The 20,838-nt window shown below is 45.3% G+C and carries 21 protein-coding genes; 6 read left to right on the forward strand and 15 right to left on the reverse strand.

What is annotated here, in order from left to right; genetic code table 11:
- The first annotated feature begins 11 nt into the window (after positions 1-11).
- The 4 genes from MHI01_RS09125 to MHI01_RS09140 all read left to right on the forward strand — a co-directional run bounded on the left by MHI01_RS09125 (position 12) and on the right by MHI01_RS09140 (position 3,324).
- The gene (locus MHI01_RS09125) at positions 12-380 is read left to right on the forward strand and encodes a carboxymuconolactone decarboxylase family protein (RefSeq protein WP_017689521.1); all 369 of its coding nucleotides are present in this window, start codon (positions 12-14) and stop codon (positions 378-380) included.
- Positions 381-567: 187 nt separating this feature from the next.
- On the forward strand, positions 568-918 hold the full coding sequence (locus tag MHI01_RS09130; RefSeq protein ID WP_036609902.1) for a hypothetical protein: 351 nt from the start codon (positions 568-570) through the stop codon (positions 916-918).
- 54 nt (positions 919-972) lie between these two features.
- A complete protein-coding gene (locus MHI01_RS09135; RefSeq protein WP_076252338.1) occupies positions 973-1,965 on the forward strand; it encodes a 3-oxoacyl-[acyl-carrier-protein] synthase III C-terminal domain-containing protein in 993 nt (330 codons plus the stop codon).
- A 297-nt stretch (positions 1,966-2,262) separates the two neighbouring features.
- The gene (locus MHI01_RS09140; protein WP_127544323.1) at positions 2,263-3,324 is read left to right on the forward strand and encodes a YrpD family protein; all 1,062 of its coding nucleotides are present in this window, start codon (positions 2,263-2,265) and stop codon (positions 3,322-3,324) included.
- Positions 3,325-3,490: 166 nt separating this feature from the next.
- On the opposite strand, the gene MHI01_RS09145 is transcribed toward MHI01_RS09140, so the two are convergent.
- From MHI01_RS09145 to MHI01_RS09175, 7 genes are all read right to left on the reverse strand, one after another.
- Positions 3,491-4,060 carry a manganese catalase family protein gene (locus tag MHI01_RS09145; RefSeq protein ID WP_036669914.1) on the reverse strand — a complete coding sequence of 190 codons (570 nt, stop codon included), beginning with the start codon at positions 4,058-4,060 and terminating at the stop codon, positions 3,491-3,493.
- 97 nt (positions 4,061-4,157) lie between these two features.
- Entirely contained in the window at positions 4,158-4,433 is a 276-nt protein-coding gene (locus MHI01_RS09150) for a spore coat protein CotJB (protein ID WP_036669913.1), read from the reverse strand.
- On the reverse strand, positions 4,423-4,662 hold the full coding sequence (locus MHI01_RS09155) for a spore coat associated protein CotJA (RefSeq protein ID WP_036609912.1): 240 nt from the start codon (positions 4,660-4,662) through the stop codon (positions 4,423-4,425). Before MHI01_RS09155 ends, MHI01_RS09150 begins: the two co-directional genes overlap by 11 nt.
- A gap of 277 nt (positions 4,663-4,939) precedes the next feature.
- Positions 4,940-6,292, reverse strand: a complete 1,353-nt coding sequence (locus MHI01_RS09160; RefSeq protein ID WP_340982972.1) for a hemolysin family protein — start codon at positions 6,290-6,292, stop codon at positions 4,940-4,942.
- A gap of 46 nt (positions 6,293-6,338) precedes the next feature.
- The gene (yfkAB, locus tag MHI01_RS09165) at positions 6,339-7,475 is read right to left on the reverse strand and encodes a radical SAM/CxCxxxxC motif protein YfkAB (RefSeq protein ID WP_155985059.1); all 1,137 of its coding nucleotides are present in this window, start codon (positions 7,473-7,475) and stop codon (positions 6,339-6,341) included.
- A 220-nt stretch (positions 7,476-7,695) separates the two neighbouring features.
- The gene (locus MHI01_RS09170) at positions 7,696-8,817 is read right to left on the reverse strand and encodes an HD-GYP domain-containing protein (protein WP_282322082.1); all 1,122 of its coding nucleotides are present in this window, start codon (positions 8,815-8,817) and stop codon (positions 7,696-7,698) included.
- Between the two features lie 73 nt (positions 8,818-8,890).
- On the reverse strand, positions 8,891-10,321 hold the full coding sequence (locus tag MHI01_RS09175) for a bifunctional metallophosphatase/5'-nucleotidase (protein ID WP_282322083.1): 1,431 nt from the start codon (positions 10,319-10,321) through the stop codon (positions 8,891-8,893).
- Positions 10,322-10,441: 120 nt separating this feature from the next.
- Here MHI01_RS09175 and MHI01_RS09180 point away from each other — a divergent pair, with 120 nt between their 5' ends.
- The gene (locus MHI01_RS09180) at positions 10,442-11,188 is read left to right on the forward strand and encodes a molybdenum cofactor biosynthesis protein (protein WP_076318353.1); all 747 of its coding nucleotides are present in this window, start codon (positions 10,442-10,444) and stop codon (positions 11,186-11,188) included.
- Positions 11,189-11,311: 123 nt separating this feature from the next.
- Positions 11,312-12,361, forward strand: coding sequence for an HD-GYP domain-containing protein (locus MHI01_RS09185; RefSeq protein WP_076318352.1), 1,050 nt, complete (start codon positions 11,312-11,314; stop codon positions 12,359-12,361).
- 132 nt (positions 12,362-12,493) lie between these two features.
- Here MHI01_RS09185 and MHI01_RS09190 read toward each other — a convergent pair whose 3' ends face one another.
- From MHI01_RS09190 to sufC, 8 genes are all read right to left on the reverse strand, one after another.
- Positions 12,494-12,634 (reverse strand): hypothetical protein, encoded by a 141-nt coding sequence (locus MHI01_RS09190; RefSeq protein ID WP_017689533.1) that lies wholly within the window; start codon positions 12,632-12,634, stop codon positions 12,494-12,496.
- 150 nt (positions 12,635-12,784) lie between these two features.
- A complete protein-coding gene (locus MHI01_RS09195) occupies positions 12,785-13,504 on the reverse strand; it encodes a M23 family metallopeptidase (RefSeq protein ID WP_340982973.1) in 720 nt (239 codons plus the stop codon).
- A 209-nt stretch (positions 13,505-13,713) separates the two neighbouring features.
- On the reverse strand, positions 13,714-15,063 hold the full coding sequence (locus tag MHI01_RS09200; RefSeq protein WP_340982974.1) for a jacalin-like lectin: 1,350 nt from the start codon (positions 15,061-15,063) through the stop codon (positions 13,714-13,716).
- A gap of 301 nt (positions 15,064-15,364) precedes the next feature.
- A complete protein-coding gene (gene sufB / locus MHI01_RS09205; protein WP_036669904.1) occupies positions 15,365-16,762 on the reverse strand; it encodes a Fe-S cluster assembly protein SufB in 1,398 nt (465 codons plus the stop codon).
- 20 nt (positions 16,763-16,782) lie between these two features.
- Positions 16,783-17,214: a Fe-S cluster assembly sulfur transfer protein SufU gene (gene sufU / locus MHI01_RS09210; protein ID WP_017689537.1), complete on the reverse strand. Its 432-nt coding sequence runs from the start codon at positions 17,212-17,214 to the stop codon at positions 16,783-16,785.
- Positions 17,204-18,424, reverse strand: a complete 1,221-nt coding sequence (locus MHI01_RS09215; RefSeq protein ID WP_017689538.1) for a cysteine desulfurase — start codon at positions 18,422-18,424, stop codon at positions 17,204-17,206. The genes sufU and MHI01_RS09215 overlap by 11 nt, the downstream gene beginning before the upstream one ends.
- A complete protein-coding gene (gene sufD, locus MHI01_RS09220; RefSeq protein ID WP_036609929.1) occupies positions 18,421-19,725 on the reverse strand; it encodes a Fe-S cluster assembly protein SufD in 1,305 nt (434 codons plus the stop codon). Before sufD ends, MHI01_RS09215 begins: the two co-directional genes overlap by 4 nt.
- 25 nt (positions 19,726-19,750) lie before the next feature.
- On the reverse strand, positions 19,751-20,533 hold the full coding sequence (sufC, locus tag MHI01_RS09225; protein ID WP_127544331.1) for a Fe-S cluster assembly ATPase SufC: 783 nt from the start codon (positions 20,531-20,533) through the stop codon (positions 19,751-19,753).
- Positions 20,534-20,838 lie beyond the last annotated feature (305 nt).

The raw sequence follows: 20,838 nt of genomic DNA on the forward strand, positions 1-20,838 counted from the left end.
AGGAGCATATCATGAGTGAACATGTAGCTCAGGGACTAGACCGTTTCGCGAAACTATCTGGTGAGTACGGCGCAAGAGCTCTCGCACCCATCAAAGAACATTTTCCCGAATTGTCGGAATTTATTATGGGGACGGCGTACGGGGATATCTTTCAGCGCACCACGATTACGGATCAATGGAAGGAAGTTGCTATCATCTCTTCGTTGATCACCCAAGGACAGTATGAACAATTGGGCGTACATTACACGATGGCTCTGAGTGTCGGGGTAACTGTAGATCAGCTCAAGGGAATATTGCTACATCTGGCGCCATGTGTGGGTGCTCCACGCATTATAAGTGCATTTAATATTTTGCTTGCCACCTTGGACGAAATACAGTAATTCACTTTTCTACATTTTTATACATGATTCGACTTTTTTATTGATCTTTTTACATTCCTACCTTTATAATATGGTTAAATTATCCTTCGAACCAACTCTCATCTTAGAAGCTTTCAGCAGAGGCCCTATGGGGCTGTGTATCCACTAACAGGATAGCCTTAACTCATTTAAAGGAGAGAGATCAAACATGGGAAATTTCATTCTGAAGACTGACGTTCCAAACAAGGTGTTAAACATTGAACTGGAGGGTTCTTTCTCTCAAGAAGACGGTTTGCGTTCCATCTCGGCCTATCAGGATACGATCGCTTCTATTAACACCAAGGAGTATGACCTGAACATCGATTGCAAAAAGTTGAATGTTACTGCTCCGGAGATTGTTCCTCTTCTGGAAGGCTGCCTTCAATTGTTCAAAAAAGATGAATATAAAAAAGTCGTGTTGACCCTCGAGAACAACGCGATTCTAAAAATGCAATTGTCCCGGCTCGGCCGATCAGTCGGTCTGGACAATCTCGAAATCATATCTACCGTTACCACTTAATAAACCAGGCGGACAAGCTGTGAATTCACCCTTCCGCTCAAGAGGAGAATGAAGATGGCCGGAATTCGTATTGTAGATATCGATATCTATCATCCAGCAACCAAGGTGCACAATGATTTTTATATTGAACATTTTGATGCAAGAGGTGTAGATATTCGTGGATTGTTACAGGCACTTGGTCGTGATACACGTTATAAAATTGACAACGATGACGAAAATTCACTAAGCATGGCCTATGAGGCAGCCAGTAACCTACTGGAGAAAACCGGACTCACCGGTGCAGATATTGATCTGATTGCTTATGCAAGCCAAACGCCAGAATACATCTTTCCTACGAATTCCCTGATGATCCATCGCCTGATTAACGGAGCTTCTCACACGATCTGTATTGACAGCAACGCCAACTGCGCGGGTATGACTGCTGCTTTCGAACAAGTTAGCCGGCAGATGCTGGGCAATCCTCGAATTCGCCGCGCATTAATCATCGGCTCTGATTACGTGGCTCCTCACGCCAGTCCCGATGATCCCGTATACTTCGCCAATTTCGGTGATGCAGCAGCGGCGGTTATTGTAGAGCGGGATGAACATGCTGTCGGTTTCATTGATTCAATCTATCAGACGGATACCTGCGTGTATGGTAATTCTCTTTTTCCTGCACAAGGCTTGGCAAAGCTGGGCAAAACGGGTGTAGATGCGGGTGCCTTTCATGTGAAATTCATCCCATTTGATGATTCCATCTGTGTGGATGCTGCTTCAGAGTCCATTCGTACCTTGCTGATACGTAACGAGATTGGACCAGACGAGATCAGAGCCGCCTGCTTCTCCCAGCTATCCATTAGTAACATTCGGGCTGTATCCGCGAACGTCGGCATTGGTGATGATATTGCCGTCTATATCGGAGATGAGTTCGGGTATACCTCAACCAGCAGTCCGTTCATCGCATTACATCGAGCGGTTACAACCGGTCAGATTCAGCGTGGTGACAAAGTGTTGTTCTGGACCGTTGGAGCCGGATGGCAAAATGTTGCCATGGTGGTTGAATATTAGGTATACACTTCAAAATCCAATAAAACCATCTCTGGTACCACTACTGGAGATGGTTTTTTGTTTCTTCATTTTCCACCTATAACGTTCATTGAAAATTTATTACCTTTTATTGTGAAAATAGTCACTTACATATTATTACACAAAAACTATGATTTAGAAGTAATTAAAACCCATAAAAGGAGATGTTTATGTTCAAATGCTATCTATTATCATGAGTTGCTGCTGCATTAAACGGAGTTAGAAATTGCATTGGTAATTATTCAACACACATTCCATTTAAGAGAGGGAGTTTTTAGATTGAAGATAAGAAAATCGCTAACTTCTTTATTATCCTTAGCTTTGTTATTAACTCCATTAAATCTTGTATTCGCAGATGGTAATATGGACACGATCACCATGAACAATGAACTAAAAAAAAGGATCGAAGTCAACATCGATTCATCAATCACGGGAAATGAGCGAGAAGTAATTGCTGACGTGATGGCCCGGCTTGACGAAGAAGATCGAGGAAATGTCATCTATGTCGCAGAAGACGGTGCCATTTACTCTAACAAGACGGAACTCAAAGAGACGACAGAAGTATATGATCTGGTTGAGAACAACATCTATCAAAGTGCATCCGGAAAAGAACTTATCGGTCCTGGAATATCCACGAATGATTTTTCAGCATCTGCCGTTAAAGATGATACACAAATTTCGCCCACTGCCGAAGTGCCTAATCCAAGCGGAGGTTCCGGTCCTTATCGAAGAGTTTTCTCAAATAATGGATATAACTGGTTAAGTACTTATGTAACCATTCCAGGTGCCCCATACGTAAAAGGTAATGTTTCGACGGATGTTCCTTATGTATACCTGGGAGGCTGGGGATCTAACGGAAATGGGATAGATGCAGGTTTGCAATACAGCACAGCGTTTGATAACTGGTCACCTACGACGTTGGCCAACGGAGCCATGGTACCTAGCAATACGCGCTATCGATCAGGTCAGGATATTTATATGAAATTTTATGTGACGAATCCCAATGAATGTACGTTGGCTGTATCAGGAATCACGACAACTGGCGAACAACTAACAACGACGATTGTAAGAAGCGGAGTAAGCGGCTGGGATAAAAGCGGTATAGGGATGAGAGTAAAACGAATGACCACCATTGGTCAAAAACCCGAGAACATGAACACAGGTTCAACCATTAAAAATGTTCGCTGGCATGATATCACTGTAGGCTATTATTCAGGAAGCAATCTTATATATAACAGTTGGGGCAGTGGACAAACCGGAGGATATCACTCTGTGCCTTCCAATAAAGTAAGTGTTAATTATATAAGCCCTGGTGAAGAAACCGTCAGCATTCAACTTTAGTATCCGTTAATCTGAAAGAGAAGCTCTAAAGTGAAAAGTAGCAGTTCCATCCACAGTATGATAACTAACCAACACCAGTTTACTTTAAAATTAATTATTTAATAATACTATCTTTTCAAAGCAAAAAGCAGCCCTATTGGACTGCTTTTTGCTTTATACCAAATGTTCAGAAAATCTTCTTTGTCTCCCGATCGTCTTTCAGGATCTCTACAGCCTCCCGAAAACGCAAGGAATGCACAATCTCGCGTTCCCTTAGAAACTTCAGACTATCCTGCAGATCCACGTCATCGGTCAGGTCGATCAACCATTGATATGTAGCCCGGGCTTTCTCTTCTGCTGCAATGTCCTCGTAAAGGTCCGCAATTGGATCACCCTTTGCAGCAATGTAGGCAGCTGTAAAGGGAACACCGGAGGAATTGGTATAAAACAAGGCAGAATCGCGTTGAGCATAGTTCGGCCCAAGTCCCGCTTCTTCCAGTTGATCCACCGACGCGTCCTTGGTCAACTTGTAGATCATGGTCGCAATCATCTCCAGATGAGAAAATTCCTCTGTAGCAATATCCGTCAGCAGACCGATAATCTTGTCTGGAATCGTATAACGCTGATTCAGATATCGAAGGGCAGCGGCCAACTCCCCATCGGCACCGCCATATTGTTCCATCAGCAATTTCGCCATACGAGGATCACATTTACTAACCCTTACGGGATATTGCAGTTTTTTCTCATACACCCACATGTAAGACGCCTCCCTCTACGTTATTAAAATACAGCCCTTCTTCTAACCCTCGGGCTTCCTGTCCCTAAAGTCCTGCAAGGAAGCCTGAGGCGATGTGTCACACTTGCCATGGCCAGGGCGTCTGAGACCATTCCCACGGATACTTGGAGAAAGCATGACCAAAGTTCATCAGTGGTCCATACAATTGTTGAAACTCCTGCGCCACCCGCGTACGTTCTTGCGTGAATTTGTTATATTGCTCTATGCTTTGATAATCCCCAGGATGGGTGTCCAGGTACAGATTCAGCTCCACTAATACAAAATCCAGAGCCTGAAGCTCCTCCAGCAGTTCATAGTATTGGGTATCGCACGCTTTTGCTCCTTCAGGTTCCATCCACTTCCACCTTCCTTCCCTTCGATCTAGCTGGTGTATAAGGGCTGTATAATGCAGGCCATAAGGTTCCCAATCTCAACGCTTCCGCCGGGCTGTACTGCGGCCAGCCCATGGGCTGAAATGGAATAAATAACTGCGGAGGTACCAGATACGTCCGAATTGCTACTGGCGGACAAGGATCAAACGGCCCCACAAAAGGGGCGTAAGCACGAAGCTGCGGATCTTTCACAAAACAACGCCTCCTTATTACATCGTTGGTGCATATAGAATAACACTGAGTTCTTTCCCGCTTCCCGTCTCTATATCCATATGACGCTGTCCCCGAAGTTAATCCGAAATTCGTTTCAACTATGTGCAGAATTTCTCCAAATTCTTCTTTAAAATAAAAAAAGACCCTCGGTTTGTTACCCGTTCAGGTAACTTCCGAAGGTCTCTATCCTTGCAGATTTCCGTAATCTGCGTCATGACTCGCTCTTGTTCATCTCATCTTGCTCCTGCAAAGATAACTATTCTGCTGGATTTTCTTCCGAATTCATGTCTTGAGGGACAGATTGCTTGTACACTCGAACCCGGGTAATTCGCAAGCGAGTCGATTCTTCCACTTCAAAAACGTACCCATTCAGCTCCTGCGTTTTCCCCTTGGTTGGATTGCCCCCAAGCTCTTTAAACAACCATCCACCGATAGTATCCACTTCTTCATCCTCGATGATGGCTCCGGTCCACTTATGAACTTCTTCAATAAGCGAACGACCATCAATGGAAAATGAATCTCCACTGCGTTCCATATGCGGACGCTCATCCTCAAACTCGTCATACAAGTCTCCAACGATCTCTTCCAGAATTTCTTCCGCAGTCAGCAATCCAGCTGTGCCACCATATTCATCCACAACCAGCGTCATCTGTGAATGTTTCTTCTGCATGAGACGCAGCACATGGCTGATTTCCATCGATTCAGGAACGTTTAAGATTGGACGAACAAGTGAAGCCAGATCATGTTGTTGCTCCGGTTTAGCCAGCAACAGATCGGTGATGTGTATAAATCCAATGATCTCATCCTTGTCTTCTACTGCTACGGGATACCGGGAATGTTTGGTTGCGTTAATGATCTCCAAGTTCTCTTCCAAAGACATATGCGTGTACAAACAATCCATGTCTGTACGTGGCAGCATCACTTCACGTGCCAGCATATCGGAGAAATCAAAGATGTTGTCCATCAGTTTGATCTCATCTTTATCGATGACACCACTTTTGGCACTCTGCTTCATCAAAATACGAAGTTCATCTTCCGAGTGAGCTTCGCCTTCACTGGCAGGTTCGATACCCGCTAGACGCAGCAATGCATTGGCCGATACATTCAGTACCCAGATGAACGGGAAGAAGATTTTGTAGAACAACAGCAAGGGCGCAGATAAAAACAATGCCACTCCGTCTGTTTTTTGAATTGCCAACGATTTAGGTGCAAGCTCACCCAGCACAATATGCAGAAACGTAATGATACAAAAACCGATAATGACCGACACGGTCGAAATAAGCCCTGTATCTCCTACACCAAGTTTAAACATGAGTGGCTCAACGAGCAATTCGGAGATGGCCGGTTCTCCCAGCCACCCGAGTCCAAGCGATGTCAGCGTAATCCCGAACTGAGTTGCCGATAGATAGGAATCCAGTTTACTATTCACCTTCAGTGCATAACCAGCCATACGATTTCCTTCACTCTGCAATTGAGTTAAGCGTGTCTGCCTTACTTTCACAAGGGAAAATTCCGCTGCGACAAATACGCCATTCAAAAATACGAGCAAAAAGACACAGACCAGATTAAATACCAGCTGCCCAAGATGAAATTCGGTATGAATATCCAAGTTGAAACTCCCCTTTTCTATCTATTTCAGGAATACACCTGGAATATCAACGTGTGATTGCCTTTCTCGATTTGAAATCCACACCCTTGTAATACATATCTGCCACCAGCAGGTTTGGTCCGCAACAGGATGCGATATCGCAATGGCAATTGACCGTTTGGTTCAACGGATGTTCAGCTGACCATTCATGGAACACATCATCCAGTTTACGATCACGAATGTTGCCAAACGCCGGGATGTCCGCAAAATCGGTCACATACACATTACCCGTGAACATGTTGACGTTAACGCGGTTGCGTCCGTCCGGATCATTACGTACCGTCACATTTGGTTCGCTGTATAAACGGTTGATCAGTTCCCGATCCTGCTCTGCTGCACTGCACGCGAAGAATGGCAGAGTACCGAAGAGCATCCACATATCTTTGTCACGTGCATCAAGCAAACGATGAATCGCTGCTCTCATATGGTCCAGTGATAACACGGGCAACGACGAAGCAAAGTTCGAATTATACATTGGATGCACTTCGTGACGAACACAGCCCATCTCACGAATCAATTGATGAATACCATCCAGCTTGTCGTGTGTACGGAAGTTAATCATGGACTCGGCAGAGATAAACATGCCTGCTTCACTTAATTTGCGGGAATTTTCAATCATTTTCTCATACATCTTCACCGCGACTTCACGTTTCACAGGTCTGCCACTATTCGCAAATCCGACTTGATGGAAATCGTCAGCATTCAGGTAGTTGAATGAGATATGCATAACGTCCAGATACGGCAAAAGTTGCTCATATCGGCTGATATCCAGCGTTAAATTCGAATTGATCTGGGAACGAATTCCACGTTCCTTGGCATATTTGAGCAGCGGGATGATCATCTCATCCACTGTTTTCTGGCTAAAGCTTGGCTCGCCACCCGTCAGACTAATCGTCTGCAGATGCTCCACTTCATCCAATCGTTTTAGCATCAGCGGTAATGGAAGAGCCGGCGCTTCACGCATCGTAAGCATATCTCCTACGGCACAGTGCTCACACCGCATGTTGCACAGATGTGTCACAGTCATTTCTACACTGGTCAACACATGGCGTCCATATGTACGCAGAGAGCCAATCGGATCCCACGGATCATTCGTTGGCGATAAAGGCATCGGTTGTACCGATCCTGAGTTTAGCATGGTCATTGTTCTTCACCTTATTCCTTTTATTAACCTAAAAAGTTTTATTTACATCATACCTTGTGTTTCTCTTTTTGGAGTTATCTTTTATCATAGCACAATTTTGAATGCTCCGGCATACGTAGACCCTGTCCATTACATGACAAAAAACACTCAGGTAACTCCGGGCCGAATCACGAAACGGCCCCGATATTACGACATGAGCGCTAATCATTTCTAAGCTTGTTCAGCTTTCCAACCGTTCACTTTGGTCAGATGAAGGTGTATCCTCCACACCCTCTACACCTGTGATCATCACAGACAGTGCTGTAGACAGGTTAATTTCGTAGGGCGAAGATAAGGCCTGGCCGTCGGCATCCTTGAGCACCCGGATAAGTGGACGTTGAGGAACACGTGGATGAATCGCTGCGACCACCCCAACCTCTCCCGTACTGAGCGTGACCGATAGACCCACGGGGTAGATCGCTACACAATCCCTGAATCTCTCCAGCATTCGTTGTTCATAAAGCGTTCCTGAGCCCGTATACAGCACCTCTACGGCCTGATGTGGCAGCAAGGCTTGCTTGTAGACTCGATTCGTTGTCATGGCATCATACGAATCAGCAAGAGCAATCCACTTGGCATACTCATGAATCTCTTTATCCTTCAGCCCAAAGGGATATCCGCTGCCATCAATTCGCTCATGGTGCTGCAATGCACAATGTGCAGATAGAAGCGGTATACCTGGTTCGTCTTTGAGAATACGATGTCCATATGTAGTGTGCTGCTGAATGATTTTAAATTCCTCGTCACTTAATCTGGAAGGCTTATGCAGAATTTCTGGTGCAATCTGTGTCTTGCCAATATCATGCAATAAGGCACCCAGACCAATCTCCATTAATTGCTGGCGTGTGTAACCCGAAGCGACACCAAGAACCAGTGTATACACACATACATTCAGCGAATGATTATACAGGTCAAAATCACTGGAGTTCATGTCCATCAGCATAATCATGGCTTCCTTTTGGCTGCCGATGTCCTCCAGAATGGTATTCATCACACCACTAAGCGCTTTACCGAAATGAGGAATCCGATTCTTCGTTTTCATTCCCGACATGCTCTGAAATTGCTGTTTGATCTCGACTAGTGCTTTCCTTCGGGTCTCTTCCTGCAACATTTCAGGAACGATGATGTCCTCTGTCGCAGCATCTTTAATATACACATAACCGACTCCGAGATCCTTAAGGCGTCCAATCAATCGACTGGTTAGCTCTACATCTTCACTAAGTAATACAAGGCCTTCTTCACTATAAATACGTTTCCCCAGCTTCATGCCAGGCTGCAATAAGTTTATATGTACTAAACGCACAGCCTATCCTCTCCCGCTCCGTAGATGTAATTACCACTAGCCGCCGCTTCAGCAGAAGGCAAGTACTTTAAATTTAGCTTTGATGCCAGCGGGCTCGCAGGCTGTCGTCCAGAGCCCCTGGTCGTTTTATTTCCGTTTCCAGCAAATCGCGTATGAATTCCGGAAGATGATAGAGCGTACGGGTTCCATGAGCAAGAGGAGGATACCCCACATTGAACGTAAACATGTCCAGTGTCCCAACGATATACTCACATTGTTCGTCCATAGGCTCCCCATTGATGGATATGGTCTGGATTTTCTCATAGGCTGGCGCATCTGGATTGTATTGAACTTCCATTCCGTCCATACATAACGTGCCTAGAATATGACCACGAAAACCAAATCCCACAATGGGCTTACCTGAAAACTCGTCCAACAAGGACTGCTCAAGTGCTTCACGAATATGACTTCCACTCAAGCATATTGTACAAGCATTTATAGGAGATGGACATAGGGAATGCAACATTCCTTTTGTAATATTACCTTGTGGAAGATCTCCGAGAAGCTGACCTGCATTCACCAGAGACAGCTGTGCCCCCGTGAAATGACGAACAGCTTGTGCAAGCAAGGTAGCAAACGGGGATTCCCGGTCGTACGTGATGGGCAGCACCCGATCCGTTATCACTGCCGTCTGATTGAGTGTCCTTTCAGCCTCCGTACGATTCGTAGCGATTGCCAGCGCGACCTGATCATCTAGTAATATACTCTTGGCAGCCATACAACCGCTACTTACCAGTTGGAGAGGCTCTCCCACACTTGTTCGTTCCAGAACCACTTTCCCAAGCCATTGGCCAAATTTTCCAGCTGCACCCAACACGGTCTGGCCAATGACTAAGGGTTCTTCGAGAACATGATGGGTATGTCCACCGAGAATAACATCAATTCCCATAATCTGCTCTGCCAGTCTCCGATCCGTCGAAAGCCCCAGATGTGAAAGAATAACCACCACATCCACTTCATCACGTAATGCTTCCACTTGAGCTCTTAATGACTCCACAGGGTCCAGAACATCCCACCCGAGCAATTCGTAAAACGTGGTAAAAGGGGCCGTTGCCCCCAGCAGACCAACGCGAAATGGACCTTTCTCCACAATCAGAGAAGGTTTCATCCACACTGGCGCAAGTCCAGTATCTTGCTCCACAACATTGCTGCATACCACAGGACACAGAAGTCCAGCGTAGGACTGTGAGAGCTGATCTGGCGTAAAGGTTAGTCCTTCGTTGTTGCCGATTGTAATGGCATCGTAGCCCGTCAGGTTAATAACATCAACATTAGCCGTCCCCAGCGTCCCTTCTGTCTCAACGGCCATACGGTCCATATGATCGCCGATATCCAATACAAGGAAGTTGCCACCTTGGTCACGTTCCTCATTGATCATAGCGGCGATGGTGCTCATGGAGCCGAAGTGGCTATGAATGTCGTTGGTGTGCAGAATCGTTAACGTTTGGTTCTCCCTGGTGCTCATCACACCGCCTCCCCTGCTCTTCAATAAACGTTCATTCTTCTAATGGATAAGCATAACATTTTCCTCGTCGTTATGATATATTTATAGGGTTTAGAGATCAAAAAGAGGTGAGTCATATCCATGAAATTGACAATTCAACTATTTGCAGGCATTGCAGAACGTTTAAATACATCCCTTCTGGAGTTTGAGTACATTGGAGACATTCCAACCGCTGCCGATTTAAAAGAAAAACTGAGTCTGGCCTACCCAGAGGCAGCTTCTCAGATAAGGACATCCTTTTTGGCAGTTAACCAGCAGTACGCTCCTGCCGATACTATACTTAGCTCAGAAGATGAACTTGCGTTGATCCCTCCCGTCTCTGGAGGCGATGGTACGGATATATCCGATGAACAACTTCGCTCTACCGTTCCAGAGCATCGGACTGCAGATGGCTTATTTCTGATTACAGAGTCCACCTTGTCCGTGGAAGCAACAACGGCGCTAGTGATTACCCCGAATCACGGGGCAGCTCTTACTTTTGTAGGTACAACTCGTGAAATGACCGGTGAACAGCGCACCGTTCATCTTGAATACGAGGCCTATGTGCCGATGGCTCTTTCTCAGATGGCAGCCATTGGTGTGGAAATCTCCGATCGCTGGCCTGGTGTGTTATGTGCAATCAGTCACCGAATCGGTAAAGTAGATGTGGCAGAGATTAGTGTAGTCATTGCCGTTTCCTCGCCTCATCGCAACGACTGTTATGATGCAAGCCGTTACGCCATAGAGAGACTGAAACAGACCGTTCCGATCTGGAAAAAGGAAATTTGGGAAGATGGATCTGAATGGAAGGGACATCAATTAGGACCATGGAACCCCATGGAGAACTAAATAATGAGCCTTTACACCTTTTAGATAGAGTGGGTTAATAGTAAATAAGTCGTTGTCAACCCATTTTTTTCTTGTTATTATAATTATATGTGTCGATATTAGTCGAGAAAAGGTGGTTTATACGTGAGAGTGCATGTTACTGATCTTAAACCGGGTGACCTGTTAAAAAATGATGTATACAACAGTTCGGGTCTCCACATGCTGATGAAAGGTTCCACCCTCAGTGAAGATGACCTATCCAAACTGTTGCAACATGGAATCGAGTACGCAGATGTAGAACACACAACATCCGACCTACACTCTGATGCACAAACCTTACCTTCCGATCAATCCCGTCTGTTAACTAACTTGTTTAACGATACGATCAAAGGTACTGAATCTCTATTTCAACAAGCGATGGAGAAGGGTTTTATTGATGAGACACAGGTCGATGAGATTTTGTTTACCCTAACAGAACAGTTGGAAAAACAAAAAGATGTTGTCTCCTTGTTGCTTATGCTGGACGGGGATAGCGATTATACGTACAACCATTCATTGCAAGTCGGAATGCTCGCTTTTTATATCGCCGGCTGGATGGGTTACAACCCCGAGGAATGTCTAACGGTAGCCAAAGCAGGATATCTTCATGATATCGGCAAGTCCAAGATTCCTTCTGAGATTTTACATAAACCTGGTAAATTGACTACGGAAGAATTTGACGAAATGAAGAAACACACATTCTATGGGTACGATATCATTAAAGAATCCACGCAGGATGAAATTCTGGCAACGGTTGCACTTCAACATCATGAGCGCGAGGATGGAAGTGGTTATCCTCATGGACTGCGAGGAGACGAGATCCACCCCTATTCCCGTATAACTGCTGTAGCAGACGTTTACAGCGCCATGACGACCAATCGGGTGTACCAGACCAAACAGGAACTGATCTCTGTTCTGTGTGAACTGTACAGCCTCAGCTTTGGTCAGTTAAATGCTGAAGCAACACAAGAACTGATCAAGCACATGCTGCCTAATTTTATCGGTAAAAGGGTTCTGCTCACCACGGGTCAGACGGGACTCATTGTCATGAATAATCCTGCGGATTATTTCCGACCACTCGTTCAGACCTCTACGGCCTTTATCGATTTAGCGAAAGAAAGAGATATTGCTATCGTTGAGATTTATGTACAATAACTGTTCATTGTACACAGCATGTATACGAAGAACCCCATAGTAACTGAAATAACCAACTTATAGGTTGGCATATGACAAAAGGGAAGCCATAATCGGCTTCCCTTTTGTCTATTCCGATTCAATCATGTTGGATTACACGCAGAATGCTTTTGTGATGATAACCAACAGAATGAACAGTACCAAGATTGCACCAGTGTTTGTGAACATATTGTATCCACCAACGCCGCCTACTCCGCCTACATTGCCACCACAGCCATATCCTACTTCGCTCATGTGATTGCCTCCTCTTCATCAGGTATACCCTAACATATGACGTTTCCGTTGGAATGAACCGGGCGAACAGGCAACATTCGATAAATGGTTGTCTGTCTGCATCTACCTGAGTGGATCAGCCTTTTGTTACTCCCTGTCCTATGCAGGGATCTATATGTCGGAATCCGAATGAACTTGGATGCCTTTTTCCTTGCGGTACATGATAACAAGTAATCTCCAAAATTCATAACTGCCTTTGTCATTCATAATAAACGGTCGATAATAATCAAACGCTTGTTGCGCCCATGCGGGACAAGCCATATTGGAAAGTTGCTCCTGTTGCTGAATCCATCCCCCTTGAATCTCCAGCGTTTTCTGCATGGCTTCAAACATTTTCTTCTGCTCAGTCGTCATCGGCGGAGCCTCCTGTTCCTGAGATGCAGTTCCGTATTCGGCCTGTAGATACGCACCCGGTTCTGTCACACCATCTTCGCTGGCAGTATATCCGTAAGATGGCGCGCTGGTTTTCCGGATCTCATAATGTACATGCGGGCCGGTACTCTGACCCGTGCTTCCCTGATTACCGATAAGCTGGCCTCTCTTCACCCGCTGCCCAACGTTTACGGCAATCCGCGAAAGGTGAGCATAACAATGCAAGTAACCGCGATGATCTTGAAGGGCAACTGTAAGCCCATAACCGCCGAATCCGGAGCCTGTAACTCCTTCGGAAGCAAAACGTACCCTACCTTCCATAAAGGCATAGACGGGGCCATTCCAAGGCTCTGTCACGAGATCAATTCCGCGGTGAAATGTCTGTCCACCATGAATAGGATGAATTCGATAGCCGAATGAACTTGTAATCCGATATCCCTCGAAAGGGTTCACGCTCATACACTCACATCCTTTTCTATCATTAAATGCTTAAATCTATGAAATGGCTTGTGCTATTGGTCTTATTTTATTCCACAAAAATACCGCTCAGAATATCATTAGGGAAACCTTATGGTCTCTCTCCAACGTATATTCCAAGCGGCGCTGTGCTAATATGAACACTCTATGAGATGTATATATTATTATTTCATTTTAACCACTGCTCACTTCTAATTCAGAGGTCTGTATATGACGCCTAGCTGATCCAATTCCTGTCCTGCTCTTCCATAAAATCCGGCAATGTACCACCCCGCTGGTGCCTCAAGTTTGATTTGATCCGAGGTCTTTTGTCCGCCTTCAACTTTATTTCCAAGATTGGTGGACAACTCCACGTAAAAGATCCGTTTATCTCCATTACGTGTCCCCTGACCAATTGTAGCCTGAGTTAAGTACTCTCCGTCTGCCAGGTTCAGTGTGACAATGTTGGATTGACCACCATGTGCTAGGTTCGTTCCATCCCTGTACAACGTTGAAATGCCGTCTACACGGTTGCCCGAGTTAAGTACCACTGAACTAGGTCTGGACTCCGGAATATGATTTAGATCATTAAACCCACTTCCTCCAGATCCTCCGATTGTTGAACTTAGTTGGTACTGAGAAGATGTGCTATACACAAATTCCGCTGTAATCGGATAATGATCGGAGAGTTGCTTCCCACTCGGATCAACAAATGTTTGATTTTCTAACCGATAGCTCTGTGCATTAAGGGACAATGCTTTACTTCCGCGATACAAAATTTTGTCCACGATCTCATAGTTGGGTCCATTTAAATTGCTTGCATCCATAAGGGCTTCTCCATCAGCGGGAATACTCCCACCTCGAATCAAATCGATCCACGGGTCTCTTAAACCATTCTCAGACATGAGTAGCTCTATATTGTCATCGGCACGGGTGTACCGTGTATTGGTATCCCCAAATACGATAACTGCGTTCCCGTCCGAGTGCTCCTTTATGTAATTGGAGAGTTGTCTGATATTATCTCGTCTGGCATCAAGCGATTTATCATCGCTACCCGCGTCCGCATGCAAGTTGTACACGTCCACTTTCACCTGAGGTGTGATCTCATATGTAGCTGCTGTAAATCCTTTTGGAGTCAATTCATCACTTCCATTGTCAAAAAGACCAGATCGCTTATCCCAGGTAATACGTTTCAAGTCACGGAATGGATATTTGGACAGACTGTTCAACCCACTTCCAAAACCCGCAATTCCGCTTGTTGTCGTCAGATACGGCAGAGTGACTTGGGATATCAACTCATTATGATAATTAAAATCCTCTTGCACATTAATGATGTCATAGTCATTTAATTTTGGGGAAATCTGAACGGTGTACTCCTTGGGGTTGGAACTGGATACCAGCTCCGGAAGGCCACCTACATTGTAACTAAGTACGTTGAATGAACCCGATACCGATCCACCTTCTGCAGCACTCGCCGTTGATAAAAATAACGGAGAGCTCGTAAAGGCAACAACAGCAGACAATACCAAGGCTGCTCCTTTTTTAACTATACTTCTTCGCATCATACCCCTCCTCATATTAGAATCTAATCAAATATATGTAATATTTGTTAATGGTAGAATAACGCTGGTCTATTCATTTGTAAATATACAAATTGAACTAAAGAATATTTCCGCTTGCCACTCCGATAACAGAATAACCTTCTGATCACTGTTATCCCCAGATTTTTTGAATAAAAATACCCCCTAGAGAGACTTTTTAGAAAGTCTGTTCTAGAGGGTATTCGATCACATAAAACGATATCTACCGCTTAACATCAGCAACTAGCTTCAGCTTTACGGCTTCGAAAGGCGCTACATTGGATTAACCAATGGAACCTTCCATTTCGAACTTGATCAATCTATTCATCTCAACGGCGTATTCCATTGGCAATTCCTTCGTGAATGGCTCAATGAAGCCCATGATAATCATCTGTGTTGCTTCTGCATCAGTCAGACCACGGCTCATCAGGTAGAAGAGTTGATCCTCAGACACTTTGGATACTGTAGCTTCATGCTCCAGCATGATGTTATCATTCATGATTTCATTATAAGGAATTGTATCTGATGTGGACTCATTATCGAGAATGAGTGTATCACACTTGATGTTGGATTTCGCGCCCTCAGCTTGACGCCCAAAGGAAGCCAAACCACGGTAAGTTACTTTACCACCATGTTTACTGATGGATTTGGATACAATCGTAGATGTTGTATCTGGAGCCAAGTGGATCATTTTCGCACCTGCATCCTGATGCTGGTTTTTACCAGCTACAGCGATGGAGAGTACGGAACCTTTAGCTCCACGGCCTTTCAGTACAACCGCTGGATATTTCATCGTCAGTTTGGAACCGATGTTACCATCGACCCATTCCATCGTTGCATTTTCTTCAGCAACCGCACGTTTCGTAACGAGGTTGTAGATGTTTGGTGCCCAGTTTTGAATCGTTGTGTAACGAACACGAGCATTTTTCTTACAGATGATCTCAACAACCGCACTGTGCAGTGAGTTCGTGCTGTAGATTGGAGCTGTACATCCCTCTACATAGTGAACGAAGCTATCTTCGTCCGCAATGATGAGTGTACGCTCGAATTGTCCCATATTCTCGGAGTTAATCCGGAAGTAGGCTTGCAGAGGTACTTCACATTTAACGCCCTTAGGCACGTAGATGAAGCTTCCTCCGGACCATACCGCACTATTCAAAGCAGCAAATTTGTTATCTGCTGGTGGAATAACCGTTGCAAAATATTCACGCAGGATTTCGGGATGCTCTCTGAGAGCCGTGTCCGTATCCATGAAGATTACACCTTGGTCTTCCAATTCCTTTTGCATGTTGTGGTATACAACCTCGGACTCATACTGAGCCGATACACCTGCAAGGAACTTTTGCTCTGCTTCAGGGATACCCAATTTATCAAAGGTTTCCTTGATTTCGGAAGGAACTTCCTCCCATGTTTTACCTTGTTTCTCCGAAGCACGCACATAGTACTGAATTTCATTGAAATCCAATCCGTCTAGATCTCCGCCCCATTTTGGCATTGGCATCTTTTCGAATTGTTTCAAAGATTTCAAACGGAATTCCAACATCCATTCCGGTTCGTTCTTAATCTTGGAAATTTCGGTAACCACTTCTGCAGTCAGACCTTTACCGGTTTGAAAGATGGATTTGTGCTCGTCGCGAAAACCATATTTGTACTCTTCCATTTCTGGTGCTTTTTTAGCCATCTTGCTCTACCTCCCTATCGTTATTGTACTTTGTTCTCTTCGTCAATCCCTTTGCGTAATGCATTCCAGGCCAGAGTGGCACATTTGATGCGTGCAGGGAACTTGTTCACACCGGATAGGGCTTCGAGATCTTCATAATCGTCGAAATCGACTTCTTCACCTTTCATCAGTGAGGAAAAACGGTTAGCGATATCGAGTGCTTGTTCCATCGTTTTGCCTTTGACGGCCTCTGTCATCATCGATGCAGAGGACATGCTGATGGAGCAGCCTTCACCCGTATATTTGGCTTCCTGGACGATTCCGTCTTTCAGCAAAATTTGCAGTGAAATCCGGTCGCCGCACGTTGGATTGTTCAAATTCACCGTGACAGCGTCATTATCAAATGTTCCGCGGTTACGCGGGTTTTTGTAGTGGTCCATTATAACACGTCTGTACAGATCATCAAGTTGCATCGCCAAAATACTCCTTTGTCTGGATTAAGGCGCTGACAAGCCGATCTACATCTTGTTCGTTATTGTATAGATAGAAGCTGGCACGAGCTGTTGAGCTAACTTCAAGCCAGCGCATTAGCGGTTGACAGCAATGGTGTCCGGCACGAATGGCTACGCCACTCGCATCCAGCACAGTTGCCACATCATGCGGATGAACATCCCCCAGATTAAAGGTAACAACACCCACATGCCGCTTGGCTGGGCCATAGATGGTTAACCCATCGATCTCGGCCAGTCGTTCTGTTGCATAAGCTGCCAGCACACTCTCATGATGTGCGATCTCATCCATACCAATCTGCTCCAGAAAATCAATGGCAGCTCCCAACCCTACCGCACCTGCGATAATCGGGGTTCCACCTTCGAACTTCCAGGGAAGCTCTTTCCAGTTGGATTCGTACAGACCCACATCATCAATCATTTCACCACCGAACTCAATGGGTTCCATGGACTCCAGCAGCGCCTTTTTGCCGTAGAGTGCACCGATTCCGGTTGGTCCGCACATTTTATGACCGGATAATGCATAGAAATCACAGTCCAGATCCTGAACGTCCACCTTCATGTGAGGTGTGCTTTGTGCGCCATCAACAACGATGACAGCACCATTGCGGTGTGCAATTTCAGCAATTTGTTTCACAGGATGGATCAGACCCATAACATTGGATACATAAGCGATTGCTACAATTTTAGTATTGTTCGTAATCGTCTTCTCGACATCAGCCAATTCAATATGACCGTCAGGCTGAAGCGGAATGTATTTCAATGTTGCACCTGTCTCCTTGGCAACTTGCTGCCAAGGAATCAGGTTACTATGGTGCTCCATTTGCGTGATAACAATCTCATCGCCTTCTTTGCAATTGGCGCGGGCGTACGATGAAGCCACCAGGTTCAGGGCTGTCGTTGTCCCGCGGGTAAAGATAATCTCCTGTGTACGGCGGGCATTGATAAACTTGGCTACCTTCTCACGTGCGCCTTCGTAAGCGTCCGTTGCACGGCTTCCAAGGGTATGAACACCACGGTGTACGTTGGAGTTCTCATACTCATAATAATGTTTGACTGCTTCAATCACAGCATGAGGCTTCTGTGAAGTTGCAGCACTATCTAAATATACGAGCGGGTGTCCGTTAATTTCCTGGTGGAGGATCGGGAACTGCTCGCGAATGGACGGGTTCATTGTCCCAGCTTCTTCTCAATCAGGGACTGCAATTGGGTGCGCAGTGCTTCCAGAGGAATATCCGCCACCACCGGAGCCAGGAAGCCATAGATGATCAGGCGTTCGGCATCCGTACGGTTAATTCCGCGCGACATCAAGTAATGAATCTGCTCGGCATTGACTTGACCAACAGAAGCCGCGTGACCTGCTGTTACATCATCCTCGTCAATAAGAAGGATTGGGTTGGCGTCTCCACGTGCTTTAGGGCTCAGCATCAATACTTTCTCTGTCTGCTGTCCATCGGCTTTGGTAGCGCCTTTCTCAATCTTCGTGATTCCGTTAATGATTGCAGAAGCTTCTTCACGCATAACTGCACGTGTAATCATCTGGCTTGGTGTATTCTTGCCGAAGTGACGAGCTTCTGTGGTGTAGTTGATTTTCTGCGAACCGGAACCTACAGCGATGACTTTGGAATCAGAACTTGATCCATTGCCTTTCAGCACGGTCATCGTGTTGCTCGCTGTGTCGCCGTTGTTCATTTCGCCTACAATCCACTCGATGGAAGCATCATTCTCCAACACTGCACGACGGAATGAAACATCAGTTACATTTACACTCAGTTGATGAACCGATGCGAAACGTACTTTAGCACCGGACTTTGCGAATACTTCCACAACACCATTATGGAAAACAGGTGCGGACAATTCGCCAGATACATAGTTATCAACATAAGTTACTGAACTGTTTGCTTCTGCAACTACAAGCACGTGAGGTGCAAACGTTGCAGATGCGTCGTCCGTAAGCAACACTGCTTGCAGTGGTACTTCGATTTCGACATTTTTCGGAACATACAGGAAGACCCCGCCATTCCAAAGTGCTGCATGCAATGCAGCGAGGGAATGCTCATCCGCTTTCACTGCTGTGTTCAGATATTGTTTTACCAGATCGCCATGTTCGCGAACCGCTGTAGCCAGATCCGTGAAGATAACTCCTTTTGCTGCCAGATCAGCAGACACCTTGGAGTATACCGTACCGGAATTGCGCTGGATAACCAGACTGCCTTCAGCTTGATCCTGAACCAGATCTTTGATAGAAGCAGGTACTTCTGTCAAAGAAGAAATAGCTTCACTTGTTTTATATGTTCCGTACTCGCTGACATTCCAGCGTTCGATTTTTTGTTTTTCCAGTTTAGGAAGCGCAAGCCCGCTCGCAAGCTTTAAAGCTTCAAGCCGCTGTTCGGTCAACCAGCCGGGTTCATTGTTGCTTTCCGACAAGGCGCGAAGCGCTTCAGATTCAACCGGAAGAATTGTTTGTGTAGTCATTAATTAATCCTCCTCCGTTTTGTCTTTACGCTTCTTGGCCTACAGTTTCGTCTGTAATTCCCAGCTCTGCCTTTACCCAGTCATACCCTTCCGCTTCCAGACGGTGAGCCAATTCAGGTCCGCCGGATTTCACGATACGACCTTGCATCATTACGTGAACATAGTCAGGCGTAATGTAGTTCAACAGACGTTGGTAGTGAGTGATGATCAGGAAGCCACGGTCTTCGCTCTTCATAGCATTCACACCGTCAGCCACGATTTTCAAAGCATCGATGTCCAGACCGGAGTCAATTTCATCAAGTACTACGATTTTCGGATCAAGCAGCATCATTTGCAGAATCTCGTTACGTTTTTTCTCACCACCGGAGAAACCTTCATTCAGGTAACGGTGAGCAAACTCAGGGTTCATGTCGAGTTCTTTCATTTTACCTTCCATTTGACGAATGAACTTGATCAGGGAGATCTCGTTACCTTCGCCACGACGTGCGTTAATTGCACTACGCAAGAAGTCGGAGTTAGTAACACCTGCAATTTCACTTGGGTATTGCATAGCCAGGAAGAGACCTGCACGTGCGCGCTCATCTACAGCCATATCCAATACATCTTCACCATCAAGTGTAATTTTACCTTCTGTTACTTCATATTTAGGGTGACCCATCAATGCAGAAGCCAGAGTGGATTTACCTGTTCCGTTTGGTCCCATGATTGCGTGGATTTCTCCACCTTTCATTTCCAGGTTGATGCCTTTCAGGATTTCCTTACCTTCGATCGTCGCTTTCAGACCTTCAATGACGAAATTCGTAGCCATGTGTATTGTTTCCCTCCATTGATTAAATTGATGTTAGTTGTCGAAAACGAAAAAGCGCCTATTATATCTGAACAGGGCTTCCCCTGAATTTCTCCTGTACTCGATTCTTAAAGCAAGAACACTTTAGAATAATTCTAAACTGATTCTCAATGATAATCAAGTCATTTCCTAAGAACCTTTGTCCCTTGCATGAAACCTTATTCTTTCTGATTCTATAGTAAAAGACAAATTGAATCAAATCAGAAAACATCTTAAGCACAAATGCACAGTGAGAAAAATCACAGCAATTCAAGCTTTTATGCCAT

This window comes from Paenibacillus sp. FSL M7-0656 (assembly GCF_038003225.1).
Taxonomy (GTDB): Bacteria; Bacillota; Bacilli; order Paenibacillales; family Paenibacillaceae; genus Paenibacillus; species Paenibacillus amylolyticus.